This window comes from Cohnella yongneupensis, assembly GCF_042655785.1.
Lineage (GTDB): Bacteria > Bacillota > Bacilli > Paenibacillales > Paenibacillaceae > Cohnella > Cohnella yongneupensis.
Map to the genome: position 1 here is coordinate 60,435 of NZ_JBHSNC010000005.1, position 19,042 is coordinate 79,476.

Here is a 19,042-nt window from a genome sequence, read left to right on the forward strand (position 1 = left end):
CCAAGCTTTGAATCTGCGTTCCCGAGAGGATAGATTTGAACAAGGTTGGGCGATTCCAAAGGAAACTTTATAGATAGGTTCTCAACACAGGTTCCAGATGATCGGCCATACGCCAGAAGCCGAGATCCGTCGGATGAACGCCGTCCACGGTGCATTCTGCGAAATCGCTGCCTAGCAGAGACTCTCCGTCATAGAAAAAGAGATGGTTATCGCCTTGTTCACGGAATTCGCGGACGGTATCAATCTGAATTTTTCTCCGTGTCAATCGCATGTCGAGCTGTGCGCGCTCCAAGAGCTCTTGCCCGAAACGGATTTGCGATAGTACAAGAATCGGCACCTCGGGATGCATGCTGCGATAAATTCTGATAAATTCGGGCAGTGTTGTTGCGAACAGCTCCGGACTCACGCAATTGGCTTCATAATCGAGAACAAAAAGCGCCGGGTCTGGAATCTCTCCGATAACCCGGGCTACCTCCGCTTCGCCCTTTCCACTTCCTGAGAACCCTAAATTAATAAATTCCCAGTTGATCTTGCGGCTCAAAATGTTCGGATAAGCCATTCCCGAACGCGAAGCGCAGCCTCCCTGCGTGATCGAAGTGCCGTAAATCACGATCCGTTTGTTACTGTCATACGGAGGAGGCGATACGAGCGCCGCTCCCTGATCCAGACCGATCAGAATCTCCTTCACCCCTCTATAGAGGGGAAAATACAGCGTTATGTTCCGGAGTCCCCCATCATAGCGTTCGAACAGATCAACCTCGTATTCTTCCTTCGAATGATCGTATTTGGCAGTGCTATAAAAAGTCTGCTCGCCCGGCATTCCGATATAACAGTCGTAGCCGCATTGTCCCGTAGCAGGCATATGGTTCATATCTGCCTTTCCATCCAATTTTACTTTTATGGACAATTTGCTCGAATCCGTTTGAAAACGAATCTGCCCGCCAGCCGTGTTATTGGCCAGATAATCAACAGCCTCCGGAAGAGCGTGCGACGGATTTTGCGGAAGTCTCCGATAGATCCGATCTTGTTCGAACCAAGCAAAACCTGCGACATGAAACGGCTGATCATGCGGAGTATGCCACTTCAATTCCATTCCGATCTCCCCTTCTTCTTTTACATAGCATCGTCGCTCCTGTGAATGATCTTCAAAAACAAAAGCCTTCTTTCCGCCCGCCAAAGGCTAGCAAGAAAGAAGGCTATCGCTAATTCGTTATTTCTTCAATCCCGCGAACAACGCGGCAACTTGATCTTTATTCAGCGCTTTGGAATAGACCTTGACGAAACCGACTTTGCCGGTCATGTTGCTTCTGGCCGTGTCGTTCGGTTCCGGATCTACGCCGATCGTCAAATCAACGATATCTCCGCCAGTGCTAATCTTCCCCTTCATCGGCTTGCTATCGACTTTCGCACCATTCAAATACATGACCAGCTCATTGCCGTCGTAAGTTACGACAACGGTATACACCGTTTTGGCTTTTAGTTCAGGTGTCGTGGTGATCACGTATTTCGCTTCCGTATCGCCTTTCACGTAGAACCATGCTTCCAGCTTCTGAGTTGCGGGGTTAAATTCCAAGCCGTAATCGGACGACTGGTTTTTAGCCACGGGATCCTGAACGCTATCCAGCTTATCTAGAGAAAACTGAGCGGCGAGCGTTAACTTATCAGGACGGAGCGCAGCATTGTCTTTGATTCGAACATAAGACTTGCCGTCCAGAACGAGTACCTTTTTCCCGAACGCCTCATCGAATTGAACCGTAGGATTGCCGACCGCAATTCCGTTGTTCTTGGCCGGGGAACTATCCTCGATCGCCGAAACGTCAAACCGATAGTCAACGAGGTCGGCGGTTACTTGATTTTTCAGTTGTTGCTGCAAGCAGCCGACTTGCTCTTTGCTCAATGCTTTTCCGTACACTTGAACGAGGCCGATTTTACCCGCGGCGTAGCTTCTTACGGCGTCATCCGGCTCAGGGTCTACCCCGATCGCCAAATCGACGATGACCCCGGAATTGCTGATCTTGCCTTTGAAAGCTTGAGCGTCCACTTTAACTCCGTCCTGATACATAACCAACTCTTTACCGTCATAGGTAGCCACTGTAGTGTACACCGTGTTTGCCTTTATCGGAGGTGTTTTTGCTATGAGATATTTCGATTCCGTATCTCCTTTGATATAGAACCAGGCTTCAACTTGCTTGGTGTCCGGATTGAATTCAAATCCGTAATCGGAGCCTTGATTTTTCGCTACGATATCCTGGACGCCTTCCAACGAATTCAAGGAATATTGCGCTGTCAACGTCAGCGCATCCGGACGAAGACCCGCGTTATCCTTGATTCTGACATAGGACTTACCGTCCAATACGAGGACGTTCTTTCCGAATGCCGGATCATATTGAACCGTTGGCGTTCCTGCCTCGATGCCGTTGTTTTTGCTCGCGGAGCTGTCTTCCGTTGCCGATTTCTCGAAGCGGTAATCGATCAGATCGGCTTTTACCGGCTCGGCGCAAGACAAGGCTTCCGGTTCCTTCGGTTGATTCGGGTTCTTCTTCCCCTTATACGGGAAGTTGATCGTATATACTTGCTTGTACCATTTGTGTTGGTTGAAGTCGCGCGCCTTGATAACGACTTTGTTCTTGTATGCCTGAACGTATAGGCCGTCGCTTTGCGCCCCGCCCAGCGGCTGGTCCTTGTCGTTATACGGATCGCGTACGCTTCCGGAGTTCGCCATCGTGAACTCATATTGAACGGTTTGGTTCGGCAGGCCGAGCGACCAGTGCGTATGGCCTGAGAAATTAATGACCTGCGGATATTTCGCCAGAATTTCCGTCAATTGCTTGTACTGAATGACTGCGCGGGCATTTTCCGGTGCCGACATGTCCGTACCCGCCACGGTGAATCCGATCGGCTGATGCAGGAACAAGAAAATCGGCTTGTTGGCGGATGCCTTTTCTTTTAATTTCGTTTTTAGCCAGTCCAACTGCGTTTGGGAGAGGAAGGCATCTTCTCCATTAGTCGGATCGGACTGCCGGTATTTCTCCGAACCAAGGAAGATGAAATGATAATCGTTAATCCATTGATCGTAATACAGCTTCTTCGTACCGGTCTTCTTCAAATACCGGTCGATCGACATCTTTTCCGTTTCCCCGTTCGGGAAACCGTCCGGATTGTTGATTCCCGTCTTCGGATCGAACCACGCCTTATAGAATTCGTGGTTTCCGATCGTATAAAACACGTTTTTCGGATGGGGAGCGGCTTTCAGAACCTTGTTCATCAAATCATAATCTTCGTTTCGTCCCGTAATCGTCAAATCGCCGTTAAGAATGAGCGCGTCGGATTTCGGATTGATTTTGTTAAGATCATTTAATGCATTAGTGAATTTCTGCTCGGAGACGTAATCGTTTTGCAACATATGAATGTCGCTGAGCACCGGAAAGCTTACGAGCGGCTTTTCCGCCGCATTCGCCGTGTTGCTTTGATTCCATTGAAAGCTTGAGGGCAGCAGCAATGAACAACCCAGAACTGCAAGTAATGAAATCTTTGATAGTTTTCTCATGTTATTCCCCTGTCTATGGTTTTTGTGGATTCTGGTATTCAATAACTATATTCCAGCCCTTTTTCCGAATTCCTTTCAATAAAAAATATTTTTTTCTTTTTATTATAAAATAATAAATAATTCCTCTATATAATGCGGGTGATAAACCAATAAAGTCCGACAACTCCGGTCATTAAAGAGGCATAACGTTGCGAAGCCGCACCCCATGACTGCTTTCTGGCATACAAGAGCAGCGGAGTTACGCAAGCTACGACGGCCAGTTGGCCGATTTCTACTCCGACGTTAAATGTGAGCAGCGCCACGAGTTCATGCCCTTTCGGCAAACCGATCTCCCTCAAGACGCTGGAAAAACCGAACCCATGGATTAATCCAAAGGCAAACGCCAGAATGATACGATATTGCATAGCTCGTTGCACCACTACATTTTCAACGGCCACATATACGATCGACAAAGCGATTAAGGCTTCCACCCATCTCGACACAGGCGTAACCACACCGGTCGCCGCTAAGATCAACGTAATGCTGTGAGCGACGGTAAATGAACTGATCAGCAGCAGAATTCGCTGCCACTTGGATGCCACCAACAATAAAGCCAGGAGAAATATCAAATGATCGTATCCCGTCAAAATATGGTGCACTCCAAGCGAAACGAAGTCCTTTATCGTTGCCCATGAGCTCGGAGCCGGATCGGAAAAGCGATAAGACCAGACTTTGTCCGATGCATTCAGAATAAACTCTTGCGTACTTCCGTCGGCCAGGCGGAAGGTGCCGATATTATTGTGGGAAGGAGCTCTGTGAAAAAAAAGATCATAGTGAATCTCCATCTTGTCGATAGGTTCATCCGCCGAATACTTGAGTTCAAGCCTCACGATATTCGGATTAGGCATCGAGCTATTTACCATTTCCATCGACAGCTTCGTTCCGTTGTTCTTGACCGTAAATCCCTGCTCCAGATACGGACGAATAACCGTCGTGAGCGCCGCCTCCAACTCCTCCTCATCTAGCTTGCCGTCCAGCTTCATATCGATGTCCCCGGGTATTTCAAGCGCCGTGAGCGTGTCGAATCGAAGCGTAACGTATAGATCTTGATCCTTAGAGGAAACCTCCGTAAATACGAACGTACCGGAATGAGCCTCGGCTGATGGCAACAAATAAAATGACATCCCAATGCAAAGGAATAGCGTACTCGCAATCAGTCTGAGCATGATGTTTTTCATAGGAGCCTCCGTCAAGATGGAAAATGTAGATGCTGGCCTTTCTAGTAGCTTTTCTGCAATCTACTTCGTTTTGCCTCTCGTTTTCGAGAGATAAATATCCATGATTTTGATCGCGCGATGCATATCGTCGATCATGCGATTTTTCACTTCCGCGTCAATGGACGGATGATTCCTGACCTTCGAACCTAATTGCATGACATACTCCTTCAAAGGCAGGACAATTTCGCGATTCATCTTATTCTGCGTTTTATATTTGCTCAATTCGTCCAGAAGCCCTTGGGAGATTTCATCTGCATCGTTTTGATTCATCCCGTTTAACGGCACGTAAACCTCGTTCGTTTTACGAGCGATCTCTTCAAGAATCGTATACAGCGGTTTGGTTGTCGCATAATCCGGCATGATTGCTTCGTTACGGTAAATACCGATTCGCAAATCATGATCATAACCGTTTTCGAATAGGGACTCGCACTCGAATAAAGACGCTCCGGACGCTCCGAACCGATAAGCCGCATCCACCTGTTCGACGATCGAGGACTTGGTGAAATTCAAATTGGTGGCAATGCCGCTAGTAACGAAGCCATTGTAGTTCATCAAATTCAGAGAATTGTTCACATCGGCTTCAAGCAAGGCCGCATCCGGCACATAGGACATCTGGAAAATATTGTCCATATATTTCTTGTTCGTCCAGTTTTTCGTCTCCTGCAGCACGTTCTGCGGGGAACTCTCGTAATCTGGCCATACGGCCGCCGTGAGCTTCATGCCGGGACGGAGGGGAACGATTTCCGTAGCAACCTTGTCTACGAAACTATTAATAATATCGATCCGGAACCGGTTCCATTTCTCCCATAAGTCATCGCCCGGAAATAAATCAATCGGATCTACCTTGTATTTCTTCTTGAACAAGTCTCGGGTGTAAGGATCGTAAGAGAAGTCGTTCGTATAATCTCCGGATTCCGGATAACGGACGAAGTCCAAATGTAACCCTGCCAGATCGTACTTCTTGACCAGTTCTTTATACACCGATAGAACGAATTCTCTGGCTTCCGGCAAAGCCGGGTTAAAGAAGTAATGTCTGAACCGATCGCTACCCATGCTATAGTGTCTTCCACTTCTACTGAGCATCGTCCATTCCGGATGGTCGTCGTAAACCGGGCTCGTATGCCCTTGTCCGACATAGAAGTTCTGCACCCAGGCGTGAATTTCGATGCCACGCTTCTTCCCTTCCACGATATAGGCCTTCATTACGTCAAAGCCTTCATAAATCGGATTCAATTCCGTATCCTTCGATTGGGAAGGGTAGATCGTAAACCCGTCCCACCAGGTTTCCAAATAAATAGAGTTGATATGAAGACCCGCGATCTTGTCCAGAGTCTCTTTGACCTGCTCGAGACTTGTTTCCGTCGGTCTTCTCCATACTCCCCGCGTCTCTACTTTTCGCGACTCGTAGTTCATGAACAGCGTATCTTCCGCCTTCTGGTCCAACTCCCCCAGCAAAGAGATGAGCCCTGAATAATCGCCGCTATCCACTTTGGATCGAGCCTGCTCTAGCAAGCTTCGGGCCGATGCGATCTCACTCTCTATTTGCGAATAAGGGACGTCCAGATAACGTTGTTTGGAAACTTGGAGTCCCGCCTTCGCGTTCTCCAGCATGATTTCGGCCTTATTCAAATACGATTCCGGAGTATACACGACCGTAATCTGTTTGCGCGTTTGGTCTATCCGCACGGTAGCCCCAACCTTGGCATTAACGGACAGCCAAGCGGCCGTTGTTCCGACTCCCGAAATGACATGCCCTCCTTCGGGAATATCGCTATTGTTGCCCCCGTTTCGGATGACAACTCCTCTGGCGTCAACCGTCACCTCGTTCCCCCAAGAATTGGTGTCGGTTTTCTTTCCGAATGAACTGTCGTACACGACCATTTTGTCCAAATCCCGGATCGGCGAATTAAGTTCGTCATAACCGGTCTGGATGACTTTGTAGGTTACTCCCTCTTCCTGTTGGCTTAATACGAGTTTCGCAGAGTCGCCTACTTTTAACTTGCCGTCCAGTCGAGCGAAATACGGACTAGAAGTATGAATGGAGATCACATACCCTTGTGCGGGAATCAGGGAATCATTATCGACGAGGGTGCTGTTCGCAGCCTGGTCCGACACGGAAACCACATGCGTGACCTGATCATTTACTATGGTGAACTCTAACCCCCAAGGATTCGTATGGGTACTGGAACCATAGCTCGGCTGGAACAAAACCACTTCGCTTTCACCCCGAATATCGTTAAATCTATCGATTCCAACCGAGAGACCGCCGATTTGAATATAGTTTGGCGGAAGGGTCACTTCCTCCATATTGGCGGGCGTCAGCTTTTGTCCGATTTCGATCTTACCGAAAGGCCCCGCCGCAGGTACCGATACCACGAACCCTTTCGTCGGGATGTTGGTCCCATTTAAGCCCTTCGTGTTGATCACGACGACGGTATTGCCGGAAACGATGTATTCGACCGTAGCGGAATCAAAAGGTTTGGTTTTCTCTCCGTATTTGCGCGTATAGACGGCAATGCGATCCTGCGTCCTGTCTTGGTTAATTAAATCGACCATCTGGGTTGTACCGTCATCCAAAAGCAGGGACGGCCCCGCCGAAATCGGCTCGGAATGCGCTTTCATTTGGCCGGCAGGCAATATAAAGCCCGCCAATACGAATAAAATGACGAATGCGGAAAATGGTTTGCGAAGCAGGTTCATAGATAGTTACCCCCATATGTAATTGCTAAAAGTATTGCAGCGAAGATCTACTCCTACTAGCAACTACCACGTAGTGAGTCGGATGGGCGGAACGTACGACACCGGGACGCTTCCGGAATAGCTCTGGCAAGAGCCCTACGCATACCGGCGAACCATCCACGGAAAATCTAGGGTTGTCCGCGTTAATATAGGACCAGGTATGCGTCGGCAGGACGAGCAGTCCATCTTTCATATAATCCGATAGAGCATCTAGAACCGTATCCGCCCCTCCGTCTACTTCTCCTATTTTTTGCATGCATGGAAGGAATGCCCCCCCTCGAATTCAATAGTCAGATTCCATTATTCAAATCATAAAGTAGGTCACGAAAATGATCAATAGATATTTCCTCTAAATTTACATTTAATAATGGATATAACCTTCAAAAATAGTCAGTCGCACGACAAAAACCATGATACCGTCCCTTTTTCAAGGAGGTATGCCAAATGATATTTAGCTAATTCGTCTATTCAAAACACGCAAATGACCCATGGATAGATTGCTAGATTAAGAAATATCCATTGAACAAATGTAACAAATACCCCCACTCGATCTAATAGACCATGCTGTGCTCCACTATTGAACAGTATATATTCTAATGGGATCAACCCAACTGCAAGAAAAACCAACACACTGTTCACACGACTCCACCTAGGTCTAGATTCTCTACCATACATTTTTCTAAAATAAAGTATCCATACTGAGGTTATTAAAAAGAACATGGCATCAAAGGGTAAAATAACCCACAGATACGGAAGCTCGATATGAAGTGTTTCAGCACAAACCTAGTGTGATAACCGCTAGGATGACCCAATAATCTCCCGTCATTCCTGTGCCACCTATACCCATATAATTCCAAGTGAAATTCGGCTCCAGCAATCCTCTGATAAGCAATCTCCAAAAAGGCTCATAGAAGCTTAAGGCAATATACGATAATATGATAATCCGCAGCACCTTAGGTTTCCAACTCATATATCAAACGCGAGCTGAAGACGCTAGACTCCCAGAAGCAGAGGTACTTTGCTCTCTACGAAAGCGACGCGATCGACAACGACATGCTGGTCGAGCGCATCAACGAGCTGAAGTCGAAGTACGACGTACTTGCAAACCGGAAATCCGAAGCGGAACGCCAGCTTGACGAAAACCAAGCGGAACCCATTCCGCTCCACCTTGTACGCAAGGCGCTCAGCGACTTCAACGGGCTTCTTCAGACCTCTCCAGTCGAAACGCAGAAGACCTTAATACAGACCATAGTGAAGCAGATATCCGTACAGCAAGGCCAAAAGCTTCGAGGCATTGAACTGGAATTCGACGAGACGCTACGACAATGTCTCGTCGTCGCAGCCCCCTCCACCGACAAGGTGGACGGGGCTTTTTCTTTGTCCAGACGCAAGCCCCCTCGCCCTTTACGATCGTGATCTAGAGACCCTCCCTTTCTGCAAAGCTAAAGTACCGTCAGAAGCGCGTTCGCTGCCAGCATTGACACTTCTGACACTTTTCTTTCCTAGCCTCGGGGAGCCTCCTCCGTTCACGAAGCCCCCTTCCTTCCTTGGGATGTGACGAGGATGGTCCAATTAAAATACGATTGCCCTATGTACCTTTTCAGCATTACCGTAGCCCGAAAACTACACACATATATACAAATCCATGCCCCGCAAGGAACTCCGCAAAAAAACTTGCCCTTATTTATGATACGGTTCACCTTATCATCTATACAGCGAAACGGAAAAGCATCAGCAAATGGGTTCACACCTTTGTCTTCGAAAAAAGGGTTACCCCTCAAACGGCCAATTGCAACCGTCTGCCGGGTAACCCTCTCGCATTCATTTAAGCCAACTATCCTTACTCTTTCACTCCGCCAAGCGCCACGCCCGCGATAATATACCTCGACAACAGGAAGTAGATTACGAACAGCGGCAACACCGTAAGCGCCAGCCCCATGTAAATCGAACCGAACTCCGTCTTGTAAATATCGCCTTTAAGCAAGCTTACCATGACCGGCAACGTATATTTATCCTTCTGGGTAAGCAAGATCAATGGCATGAACAAGTTGTTCCAGCTGGCCACGAAGGCAAAGATGGCCTGCGTTGCGATAGCCGGCATCATAACCGGGATGACGATTCGGTTGAAGGTGTATAATTCGCCCGCTCCGTCAATACGCGATGCCTCCACCATCTCGATCGATAGCGTGGAGAGCAAGTATTGCCGCATGAAGAACACGATCGCCGGCGCAGCAATGGCAGGTAGAATCAGCGGCAGGAAGTTGTTCGTCCAATGCAATTGATACATGAATTTATAAAATCCGATAGCGCTTGCCTGTGCTGGAATCATCATGACTAACATGATGAAGGTAAAGAACGCTTGGCGCCCTTTCCAGTTGTATACGACCAGCGCGTACGCGGTCAGCGACGAGAAATAAACCGCGCAAAGCGTTGAGGTACCCGATATGATGAGCGAGTTGAAAAATCCCTTAAGAGGATCGAAGCTCTTGCTCAGCAACACGTCCAGGTTCGTCATCATGTGCGTAGACGGCAACAAGGAAAGCCCGCTTTGAATTTCCGGGGTCGAGCGCGTAGCGTTGACGAACATAATCCAGAACGGCAAGATACTGAGCAGCGACAAGGCGATACCTACAACGTAGATTATCGTCCTATTAATGTTACGGGAGACTGTAGCATCCTTTTGAATTTTTTGCATGTCTTACAGCCCCCTTGCCTTCGCTTGCGTAGCTAGCTTCTTTTGTGTTTTCTTAAGTTTTGCCGCATCGCGGTCGCGCATCAAGTAGAACAACAGTCCCGACAAGATCGCCGCAATTACGAACATGACCATGCTCGCCGCCGCCGCGCGATTGAACATATAACTTCCCTTGAACGCTTGACCGTATATGAACACGGACGTAGTTTGCGTTGCGCCATCCGGACCGCCGCCTAGGAACAACTGCGGGATATCGAACAACTGCAAACCGCCGATCGTCGACGTAATCAACGTGTAGAGCATTATCGTCTTAAGACTTGGCAACGTTATGCGGAAGAAAGTTTGGAACCCGTTGGCGCCGTCGATTGCAGCAGCCTCGAATAACGCGGGATTGATGCCCATAACGCCTGCAATCAGTATAATCATCGTATTTCCGTACCACATCCAGAATTGGATGAACGCCACAATTCCCCGTGCAGTCGTCTTGTCCTGCAGGAAATTGACCGGATTATCAATCCAACCTAGCGACTCGAACAAAGTGTTAATGGGACCCATCGGGTACGAGAACAAAGAGTTAAAAAGCACGGCAATCGTACTCGCCGTGATAATATTCGGCATGTAGAGTAAAACTTTGAATACGCCTTGCCCCCTCACTTTGAGGCGCTGGTTCGTGAACCAAGCGGTGAGCAAGAGCGCGAGCACGATCTGAGGTATAAAGTTGGCAATCCAGATAATAAACGTGTTGGTAAACGACTCTCTGAACGAGACATTGTCAAAGATGAGATCCTTGAAATTTTGGAACGGGTTATCAAGAATGTGAATCGGCTTAGGGATTACGCCCTTCATGTCCGTAAACCCGATGACCGCGGTGTACAGTACGGGATATAACGAGAAAACTAGAAACGCGAGAACAAATGGAAAACTGAAAATATAACCAAATTTTGAATAGCTTACACCCTTGCGGCGCATGGCTCTCACCCCATATCTAGTAATATAAAGGGGCGGGAAAGCCCCGCCCCTTCGGCGCCGAATTACTCGCTTTCGATTCCGAGATCGTCCTTAACTTTTTGCTTGAAGTCCGCGATCGTTTGCTCGCGGGTTTTGTTGCCTGCGGTGTACTCACGTACTTGATCGCGCCAGATGAGGTTGATGGACTCGTCGAATTGAGTAAGGTTTTTGCCTGTAGCGTTAGCATTGGCCGGAACGAATACGTCGAACATATTTTGTCCGCCAAGCAATGCAACTTCGCCGTTGGATTTGGACATAACGACGGAGGAAGCTACGCTATCCTTCGTACCTTGCTCGCCATCCTTCATCGTGCCGTTAGCCCAGTAGTATTGAAGACCCGTCTCGGAAGTATCAAGCGTTACCCACTTGATGAAATCAGCAACGGCTGCTTTCTTAGCATCGTCCTTAGCAGCTTCCTTGTTCGCGAGAAGCCACGTGCCGCCCCAGAAGAAGCCAGTTGGCGGTTCAGTTGCTGCCCAGTCGCCGTTCGTGTCTTTAACTTGGCCGTTCATTACGTAGTTAATGAGCCAAGCTGGTCCGAAGAATCCGAAGATCGGTTGTTTGCCGGTACCGGACATATCCGCGTACCAGGATTCCGTCCAGTCTTTCGTATCGTTAGAGTAGTTTTTGTCTTTCAGTTGCTTAGCGAGATCAAGGAACTGTTCGCGCTTAGGATCGATATGAAGCTTGCCGTCTACGATCCAGCCCTTGTCGGAGCTGTTCTCGATCGGGTGCCACAGATCGCCGTCGCCGGAAACGATACCATAACCTTTAGCTTTCAGCTTAGCAGCGGCATCGAAGAACTTATCCCAGCCAGGACCGATTGCGTCTTTGACAGTTGCAGGATCGTCCGATCCGAATACGTCTTTAGCAAGCGACCGGCGATAGATGAAAGCGCCGCCTGTAGCTTGATAAGCAAGACCTTTCAGACTGCCGTCTTTGCTACCGATGTCGACCGAGTATTGAGCGATGCCGGCATCTTTAACCATTTGGTCGCTAAGACCCAGGTCAGCATAATTCGCAGCATAGTCGGATGCGTCGCCTTGCGTGTACTTGAGGACGAAAGCAGCTTCGGCTGCATAGATATCAGGAGCATCCTTACCGCCGCTTGCGAGCGCTTGGTCAAGAGCAGGCTGGTAAGCGCCATCCGTCGTCGCGATAATCGTGGTTTTGAACTCCACGTTCGCGTCTGGATGCGTTGCGATATACTTGGTCGTCATGTTCGGGATTTCGTCCGTGAAGCTCCAAAGATTGATCGTGACTTTCTCCGTGGGTTTGTCGCTCGCCGGAGCGGCACTGCTAGCCGCAGGCGCGGAACTGCTACCCGCCGGGCTTGCATTGTTGTTCGAGTTTCCGCCGCCGCACGCGGTGAGAACGGAAGTCAACATGAGAATGGCAGTGCTCGTAGTAAGAATACGTTTCATATCTTTATATCCTCCCTTTTCTACGCTTAACAGTTACTTTGTAACCGCTATCAAAATTATAGTGTTTGTACCGTAAGCGCATAAGGAACTACCATTGGGTAAAGTTCCACTTTTATTGGATAGATCGTCACCCCGCACTTTTGCCTGATCGCGAGATCTTTTCCATTGATCATCCTCCATTGGAAAGAAGTAGCACAAACCCCTTTAATTTCACTTCGCAAGCGGTTTTCATGCATGAAGGGCCTTAAAACAAGAAAAGCCGCCACTCGGTCGTTAAGACCGAAGGACAGCTTTGTCGGCAATCTGCTTTATTCAATATTCTCCCTTAATTACGAAGAACGAGCCCCGAATCGTTCCGGCCAGCTTAGACTTCTGCCTAGCAAACTTAAACTTCTCCGCTAGCTCCTTGGGGATCTCCATTCCCTCAGAGAGCTTAAAGCCAACGGCCCGCTTCTTAGGGTCATCCACCGTATACATGACATTGAGCGCAAGCCCGTCTTCATAAAAGACGTACGTAAATTGGATATTTTCCACTTGAAAACGCGACGTTTCTAAAGGTTTCGCCGCAAACTCGATATTGCGTTCTTTCAAAATCCGATTCACATAATCAAGGGCATCCTGACTTTCGCTAGCCGGTACAACCGTAAATTCATGCTCGTATTTGTTCATGAAATAACGGGCTTCATTAGCGCGTAAACCAGCAAGCGCGTCTACTACGGGCGAAGACTCTAAACCAACCGTGGATACGTTTTTAAAATCAACGATATACGACATTATTTCACCCCTCGTTTTCTCTCATTTTTCCATATTAACGGTTCTTATCTACCCCTTATTATACCAAAAATGATGCATGTTAATCGTTCGCGTTTTATTCCGCTATTCTCTCGGCGCGTGCTTGCGGATTAACGAGATTTGACCGGCGTGCAAGCCTGTGTGGTAGAGCGTGCGCCTAACGCTTCGCGAGGCGTCGACGGACCTATCGGGGAATCTACGGCAATATCCCCACGCTTCCTCCGGTAACTCGCGCATGGCATTCGTGAGATGGACGTCCGAAGCAGCGCTGAACGCGATCAGCTTCTCGAGCGTAAGACTATTATTCGTGTTGCTCTCTTTATGAGTTAACTCTACTTGATCTTCATACATGGATGCGGCTATATGGATAGTTTGGTGCAGTAAGATAATGAGATATAGCGCAAAAAGGCAGGATACGGGCGCTCCCCCGATCCTGCCTTCTTGCACGTTATTTATGGAACTGCATTTAGATCTCTGAAGCGCGTAAGCTAGGCTTCCACTGCCGCTCGTTTCGAGCGATTGGCCGACAAGATAGGCTGCAACAGGATCAGGACAACGAACAACGCCATGCAACCCGCGGAAAACCGGTACATGACAGCGTAGTTCGAGGCTGAAGAAATGGCGCCCAGAAGGATTGCACCCAATGCAACGCCAAAATCCGTCGAGTTATAAAACATACTGTTCGCGGTGCCGTACTGCTCGGGTGTCGAAGACCGTAGCATCCAAGCTTGAATCGTCGGCTGAATGGCACCGAAACCTAAGCCGTACAGCAGCGCCGACAAAATGAGCATCGGCATGGCATGCGTGTTCGACAACAGCGTCATGCTTGCCGTTACGAACAAGCTGGCCGGAATGAGGACGGCTGCGTGCCCCCTTCGGTCAAACAGACGTCCGGAGAACGGACGGATCAGAATGATCGTAATGGCGTTGAACAGGAAGAACAGACCCACCTGTTCGATATGCACATAATCGCCGAACAGCGCAAGAAAGCCAAGCAGACCGCTATAAGTAATGGATAGCATGATGTTCAGCAGTACCGGAAACAGTAACTTACGATTGACGCCGGGTTTTGCGGCCGTTTTCCGTTTTGCTTGCCGCGGGTGCGACTCCTCTTCCTTCGACGTCCCGGTCCCCTTCGAACGAGATAACCACAGTACGGGGAAGATGAGCACCGATGCCAAAAGTCCGAGCAGCGTAAGCGTTGTGAAGCCTGCATGCTTCATGACATTCAGCCCGATCGAAGGGCCGATGGACATAGCCAGGCTCGTTGATAAGCCGAAATAGCCAATCCCTTCGCCCATTCGGCGAACCGGGATGATACGGGAGACGAGCGTCGGCAATATCGTGCTTGCCATGCCGAAGCCGATCCCGAAGCCGATTCGCAGCACAAGCAGCATGTTAAAGGAACTAGCCGCCGTATATAAGCCCGTCGTCGCCGCTGCGATCAACAGCCCGACGATTAGCAGAGCCATGCGGGAAACCCGCCGCATCAGCGCGACCGTCGCGAACCGCGACACGATCGCCGCGAGCGCGAATACAGATGTGACTAGACTGACTTGCATGTTTCCCGCATGGAATTCCTCTTTCACATAAGCCGGGAAGGAAGACAACAGCATTTGCAATCCAAGGAATAAAAGAAAAAAACAAGCAGTCAATGCGATAAACGGCCTTGTCCATAATGCTGTCTGTTGTTCTGGTTGCATAAATCACCGCTCCGCTATTCTTGTAAGTATCGTTATTTTTCCTCTTGCTCTGAACCATCCAGCTTACTGGCCACATGATGCTGGATGCGCAGCAGCAGATTCATCAGCGTGTCGTACTCCGTCTCCGAAATGCACATCTTCACATCCGCTGTCACGCTGTCCTCGATCGGCGTTGTTTCACGGATGACCGCTTTCCCCGCTTCCGTGCTGAAGACAAGGAACGACCTGCGATCTCGCTCGCCGAGCTTCTTATAGATAAGACCTTTCTTCTCCAACAGGTCCAATATCCGGGTTGTCGTCGGCTTGTCCTTGCCCGTCCTGTCGGCGATTTCCTTCTGAATCAGTCCTTGCGCGCGGTCGATCTGGTTCAACGCCGACCACTGCTCAGGCGTAATCCCGTAAGGAGCAAGGCGGTACTGGAACAAAGCCGATAGCTTCCGGTGCGTGATGCCCATTGCGAAACCGATCGGTAGATGTCTCGTGTTGTTAAGGTCATCGGTTGATATGCGAATCATCCCCGCTAAAATAATAGTTGCTAAGACAACTATATGCCTAGCAACCTTTTATGTCAATGTATATGGGGCAAGACGGAACAAAAACGAAAGGCCCCCCGCGGGGTGCCTTCGATTATGAATTGAAATGGAAACAGATTGGTTGCCTACATCGGGAATTCGGCAATATTATTCCCAGATCCGATCGTTTCGAGCAAGTCTTCGGTTCGGACGTTGTGCACCTGAACCTTTATAATAGTATCTGCGTCTAGGCTCGCCAGGCTTTCAACCTCTAGCGTAACCTCGTTCTTATGACCATCGCCGCCCCGAGTCGCCGAAAAAACAGACCCTTGGTACATGGACAAGAAATCGCCGATCCACAGCATATAATTATAATCATGTTCTGCTGATGTTTCGTCCACGTCCTTGCTGAACGTTAACTTCAGAAGACTGTGGGATGGATTGGACGCTACGCCGATATACGCCAAGCTGTTTGCAGCCAAGACCGGCGTGGGAACGAGCGTGGTTTGATGTGTCATTATGCTACTATTGGCCATGCCGTTTTTCACTGCGATCGCTTTGACCGTAGTGCTGCTCGGGACAAGGAAGGGTCCGTTGTACGTCATGGTATACAGGTCGTTCTGCGGGTTAGTCGACGGATCATGAATCCCGTCCGTCGTGTAGTAGATCGTCGCATCGGACGGCGTTGTGTTTAGCGTAACCAGGACCATGCCACTCGAGTCAGCCTCGAGAGCCGTAGGGGTTGCGACTTGCGCTACTGTAATCGTGTACGACGCTGTCATCACATCGCTGTTCGTCATACCCCTTTTTGCTGCAATTGCCTTGATTGTCACCGCATTCCCGATCACAATCGGGCTACTGCTGTACACCGTGCTGCTGACGCTTGGCGTGCTACCATCCGTCGTGTAGTAGATCGTTGCACCCTGAGTCGTGTCGAACAGCGATACGCTCGTGCCTGCCGTTACAGCAGTTCCGCTCGGTATGCTAGCCGTCGGTGTCGCGGCTTTCAAGGTGTAGCTTGCGGTCATTACGCCGCTGTTCGTCATACCGCTTTTTACTGCGATCGCCTTGATCGTCATTGCATCCGTGATCGTGATTGGACTGCTACTGTACACCGTGCCGTTCGAAGTGCTTGGCTCGCTGTTATCCGTCGTGTAATAGATCGTTGCCCCTTGCGCCGCGCTCAACGATACGCTCGTGCCTACCGTCACTGCAGTTCCGCTCGGTACACTAGCGGTCGGTGTCGCAACCACGCTCGGCGTACTGACTACCGGCGCAACAACCTCAGAAGCTCCAACCGTAAAGATTTTAGTAGCTGAAACTCCGGCGCTCCCCGAAGACACGGTAATGGAAATTCGATCATCTTTCAACTTTGACGAGGTATCTGCTATGACAGCCGAGCTTACAAGATTAATAGCAGCAGGAACCGTAGCGTTTACTACGAATTTGGAGAGGTCCTGCATCGTCTCGCCAAACTGATTGATAGCCTTAAACGGAATAGTGACCGCTTTCGAGCCGGCAACCGTGTCCGAGGTAGAAGTAAATTCAATCTTAGTGGCCTGCTCGGCGGTTACGGTCAAGGTGGCGGTGGTCTTGTCCACTCCCGCGGCATCAAGGCCGGATAAGGTAATGGTGTAATCTCCCTCAACCAAATTTTTCGGGAAGGTCAAGGTAGCACCCTTTTTATCTGCAGCCCATTCGATTTGTGCGCCTTCGCCCTTCGAGATGGATAGACTAGCCTGCGCCGAGTCAACAGGCTTATTGTAGGATACGTTGATCTTCTTCACGCCCACCTGCGACGCTCCCGTGACACTCACTTTTCCGGGAGAGACGTACTGAGCTTTGGCTTCGTATGCACCCGCAAGGAGCAAGTCGCGCGTTGCGTTGGCTTGGCCGCCGAACTTTCCGTCCGCGCCATTCGGCAATAATTTTAGCGCCAATGCCTCGGTGACATAGCCCTGCGCCCAGTTGGATACCGTAGTATCGGTGCCCGTCTTCGCTTTTGCGTCCGCGTCCTTGCCTAGCACTCGGACCAAGAACGTGGCTAACTGCTCTTTGGTTACTTTACCGGCCGGATTGTATGTACCTTCGCCATAGCCGTCCGTAATGCCGGCCGTTTTGAGTGCTTCAATGTAAGGCAGCGCATAACCGTTGGCAGCATCATTCGCTTTGACGTCGCTGAAGCTGGACGTCTTCAGATCTTTATTGACTTCAAGACCCGTAATCAATGCCGCGACCTTTACGAACTGGGCACGGTTCATCTCATCTTTCAACCCGAAGGTCGTATCGCTAACGCCATCGAATACCCCTGCGCTAATCAGGGCGTCGAACTTGGCTTTCGTTGCCGCGTCCAGATCCTTCAGGTCTGTAAAGTCGGCGGAAGTCTTCGTTGCTATTGGTGCCGCCTCTGCCGCGTTAGTGGAAAAGCTGAAGGCAGCGTTTAATCGAATGCTTGAAACCAAATAAGAAGGTTTACTAGGTGGCACATGAATCATAATAAACTTCATAATTTTGAGAGCCACCTATGATTGATATATGGACCTTAAATGTGATTGATAGTTTTACGGCAGGAGTAGAGGTCCCCTGCTTGATTGATGAGAAAGGTGCTGATGTGATGAGAGTATATGAGGATAAAATTGGAGCAATCCAAGGACATGTGATGCGGACCGCCGCCACATGTCCTTTTCATTTTGTCGCGGCATTCCGGCGACTCTGGACCATCCTGCTGTGCGCACAACTACAATGCGCGCGAGGTGTCCAATGGAAGTCGAAAAGGTATTCCGTAACACAAGGATTTATGATCTTAACGGTGATTATGAAGCAATTCTTTGTAGGACAGGCTGGAAGATTAACAACCCAAAAAAGGAGTTTCCACAAACCAAGCGTGGAGAATCCAAAGATTACGAGCAAAACCGTGCAAAAACATTGCAGAAGGCAAGGTCGAAAATCCGAAGACTCATCAAGTTTTATAAACTTGATCGTTTTGTAACACTGACATTTGCAGAAAACGAGGATGATTTAAAGGCAGCTGATCGGGAGTTTCGGAAATTTATGAAACGTCTGCTGCGTAAATATCCCGATTTCAAGTATGTCGGTGTTAGAGAATTCCAACAAAGAGGTGCTATACATTATCACTTAGCCGTAAACACCTTTATCCCACATGCAGAGATATCGGAGATATGGGGAAAAGGATTTGTCTGGGTTGAACGTAAAACAGGAAGAATCGATTAATTGGCACAGTATCTCGGAAAATACATTACAAAGCATGCTGATGATGAACGGCTAAAAGGTTTGCATCGGTATCTATGCTCCCATGGCCTAATGCTAATTAAGGAGGATCGGTATCTAAATTCAGTCGATGAGTTATTA

14 protein-coding genes and 1 pseudogene are annotated in these 19,042 nt (G+C 49.1%); 2 read left to right on the forward strand and 13 right to left on the reverse strand.

The features are described 5' to 3' along the window. Positions 1 to 67 precede the first annotated feature (67 nt). The 5 genes and pseudogenes from ACFPQ4_RS01370 to ACFPQ4_RS01390 form a co-directional block, all read right to left on the reverse strand. The gene (locus ACFPQ4_RS01370; RefSeq protein WP_378109922.1) at positions 68 to 1,177 is read right to left on the reverse strand and encodes an SGNH/GDSL hydrolase family protein; all 1,110 of its coding nucleotides are present in this window, start codon (positions 1,175 to 1,177) and stop codon (positions 68 to 70) included. 33 nt (positions 1,178 to 1,210) lie between these two features. Continuing rightward, on the reverse strand, positions 1,211 to 3,547 hold the full coding sequence (locus ACFPQ4_RS01375) for a LamG-like jellyroll fold domain-containing protein (protein ID WP_378109923.1): 2,337 nt from the start codon (positions 3,545 to 3,547) through the stop codon (positions 1,211 to 1,213). Between the two features lie 125 nt (positions 3,548 to 3,672). Further along, positions 3,673 to 4,764, reverse strand: a complete 1,092-nt coding sequence (locus ACFPQ4_RS01380) for a HupE/UreJ family protein (protein ID WP_378109924.1) — start codon at positions 4,762 to 4,764, stop codon at positions 3,673 to 3,675. Positions 4,765 to 4,824: 60 nt separating this feature from the next. Then, a complete protein-coding gene (locus ACFPQ4_RS01385) occupies positions 4,825 to 7,503 on the reverse strand; it encodes a glycoside hydrolase family 10-like protein (RefSeq protein WP_378109925.1) in 2,679 nt (892 codons plus the stop codon). Between the two features lie 52 nt (positions 7,504 to 7,555). Next, positions 7,556 to 7,798, reverse strand: a pseudogene (locus tag ACFPQ4_RS01390) (AAC(3) family N-acetyltransferase); the annotation flags it as partial. 797 nt (positions 7,799 to 8,595) lie between these two features. Here ACFPQ4_RS01390 and ACFPQ4_RS01395 point away from each other — a divergent pair. Next, positions 8,596 to 8,958 carry a hypothetical protein gene (locus tag ACFPQ4_RS01395; protein WP_378109926.1) on the forward strand — a complete coding sequence of 121 codons (363 nt, stop codon included), beginning with the start codon at positions 8,596 to 8,598 and terminating at the stop codon, positions 8,956 to 8,958. Positions 8,959 to 9,382: 424 nt separating this feature from the next. Here ACFPQ4_RS01395 and ACFPQ4_RS01400 read toward each other — a convergent pair whose 3' ends face one another. From ACFPQ4_RS01400 to ACFPQ4_RS01435, 8 genes are all read right to left on the reverse strand, one after another. Continuing rightward, positions 9,383 to 10,237 carry a carbohydrate ABC transporter permease gene (locus ACFPQ4_RS01400; protein ID WP_378109927.1) on the reverse strand — a complete coding sequence of 285 codons (855 nt, stop codon included), beginning with the start codon at positions 10,235 to 10,237 and terminating at the stop codon, positions 9,383 to 9,385. Between the two features lie 3 nt (positions 10,238 to 10,240). Then, on the reverse strand, positions 10,241 to 11,203 hold the full coding sequence (locus tag ACFPQ4_RS01405; protein ID WP_378109928.1) for a carbohydrate ABC transporter permease: 963 nt from the start codon (positions 11,201 to 11,203) through the stop codon (positions 10,241 to 10,243). 62 nt (positions 11,204 to 11,265) lie between these two features. Further along, complete coding sequence (locus tag ACFPQ4_RS01410) at positions 11,266 to 12,666, reverse strand: ABC transporter substrate-binding protein (RefSeq protein ID WP_378109929.1); 1,401 nt, start codon at positions 12,664 to 12,666, stop codon at positions 11,266 to 11,268. A 312-nt stretch (positions 12,667 to 12,978) separates the two neighbouring features. Then, positions 12,979 to 13,440 carry a phage tail protein gene (locus ACFPQ4_RS01415; protein ID WP_378109930.1) on the reverse strand — a complete coding sequence of 154 codons (462 nt, stop codon included), beginning with the start codon at positions 13,438 to 13,440 and terminating at the stop codon, positions 12,979 to 12,981. A gap of 102 nt (positions 13,441 to 13,542) precedes the next feature. Continuing rightward, the gene (locus ACFPQ4_RS01420) at positions 13,543 to 13,809 is read right to left on the reverse strand and encodes a hypothetical protein (protein ID WP_378109931.1); all 267 of its coding nucleotides are present in this window, start codon (positions 13,807 to 13,809) and stop codon (positions 13,543 to 13,545) included. Positions 13,810 to 13,946: 137 nt separating this feature from the next. Beyond that, entirely contained in the window at positions 13,947 to 15,161 is a 1,215-nt protein-coding gene (locus tag ACFPQ4_RS01425; protein WP_378109933.1) for an MFS transporter, read from the reverse strand. Positions 15,162 to 15,193: 32 nt separating this feature from the next. After that, a complete protein-coding gene (locus ACFPQ4_RS01430) occupies positions 15,194 to 15,676 on the reverse strand; it encodes a MarR family winged helix-turn-helix transcriptional regulator (RefSeq protein ID WP_378109934.1) in 483 nt (160 codons plus the stop codon). A 143-nt stretch (positions 15,677 to 15,819) separates the two neighbouring features. Then, complete coding sequence (locus ACFPQ4_RS01435; RefSeq protein ID WP_378109935.1) at positions 15,820 to 18,180, reverse strand: chitobiase/beta-hexosaminidase C-terminal domain-containing protein; 2,361 nt, start codon at positions 18,178 to 18,180, stop codon at positions 15,820 to 15,822. A 253-nt stretch (positions 18,181 to 18,433) separates the two neighbouring features. Between ACFPQ4_RS01435 and ACFPQ4_RS01440 the strand changes: the two genes are divergently transcribed. Continuing rightward, the gene (locus ACFPQ4_RS01440; protein ID WP_378109936.1) at positions 18,434 to 18,904 is read left to right on the forward strand and encodes a rolling circle replication-associated protein; all 471 of its coding nucleotides are present in this window, start codon (positions 18,434 to 18,436) and stop codon (positions 18,902 to 18,904) included. Positions 18,905 to 19,042 lie beyond the last annotated feature (138 nt).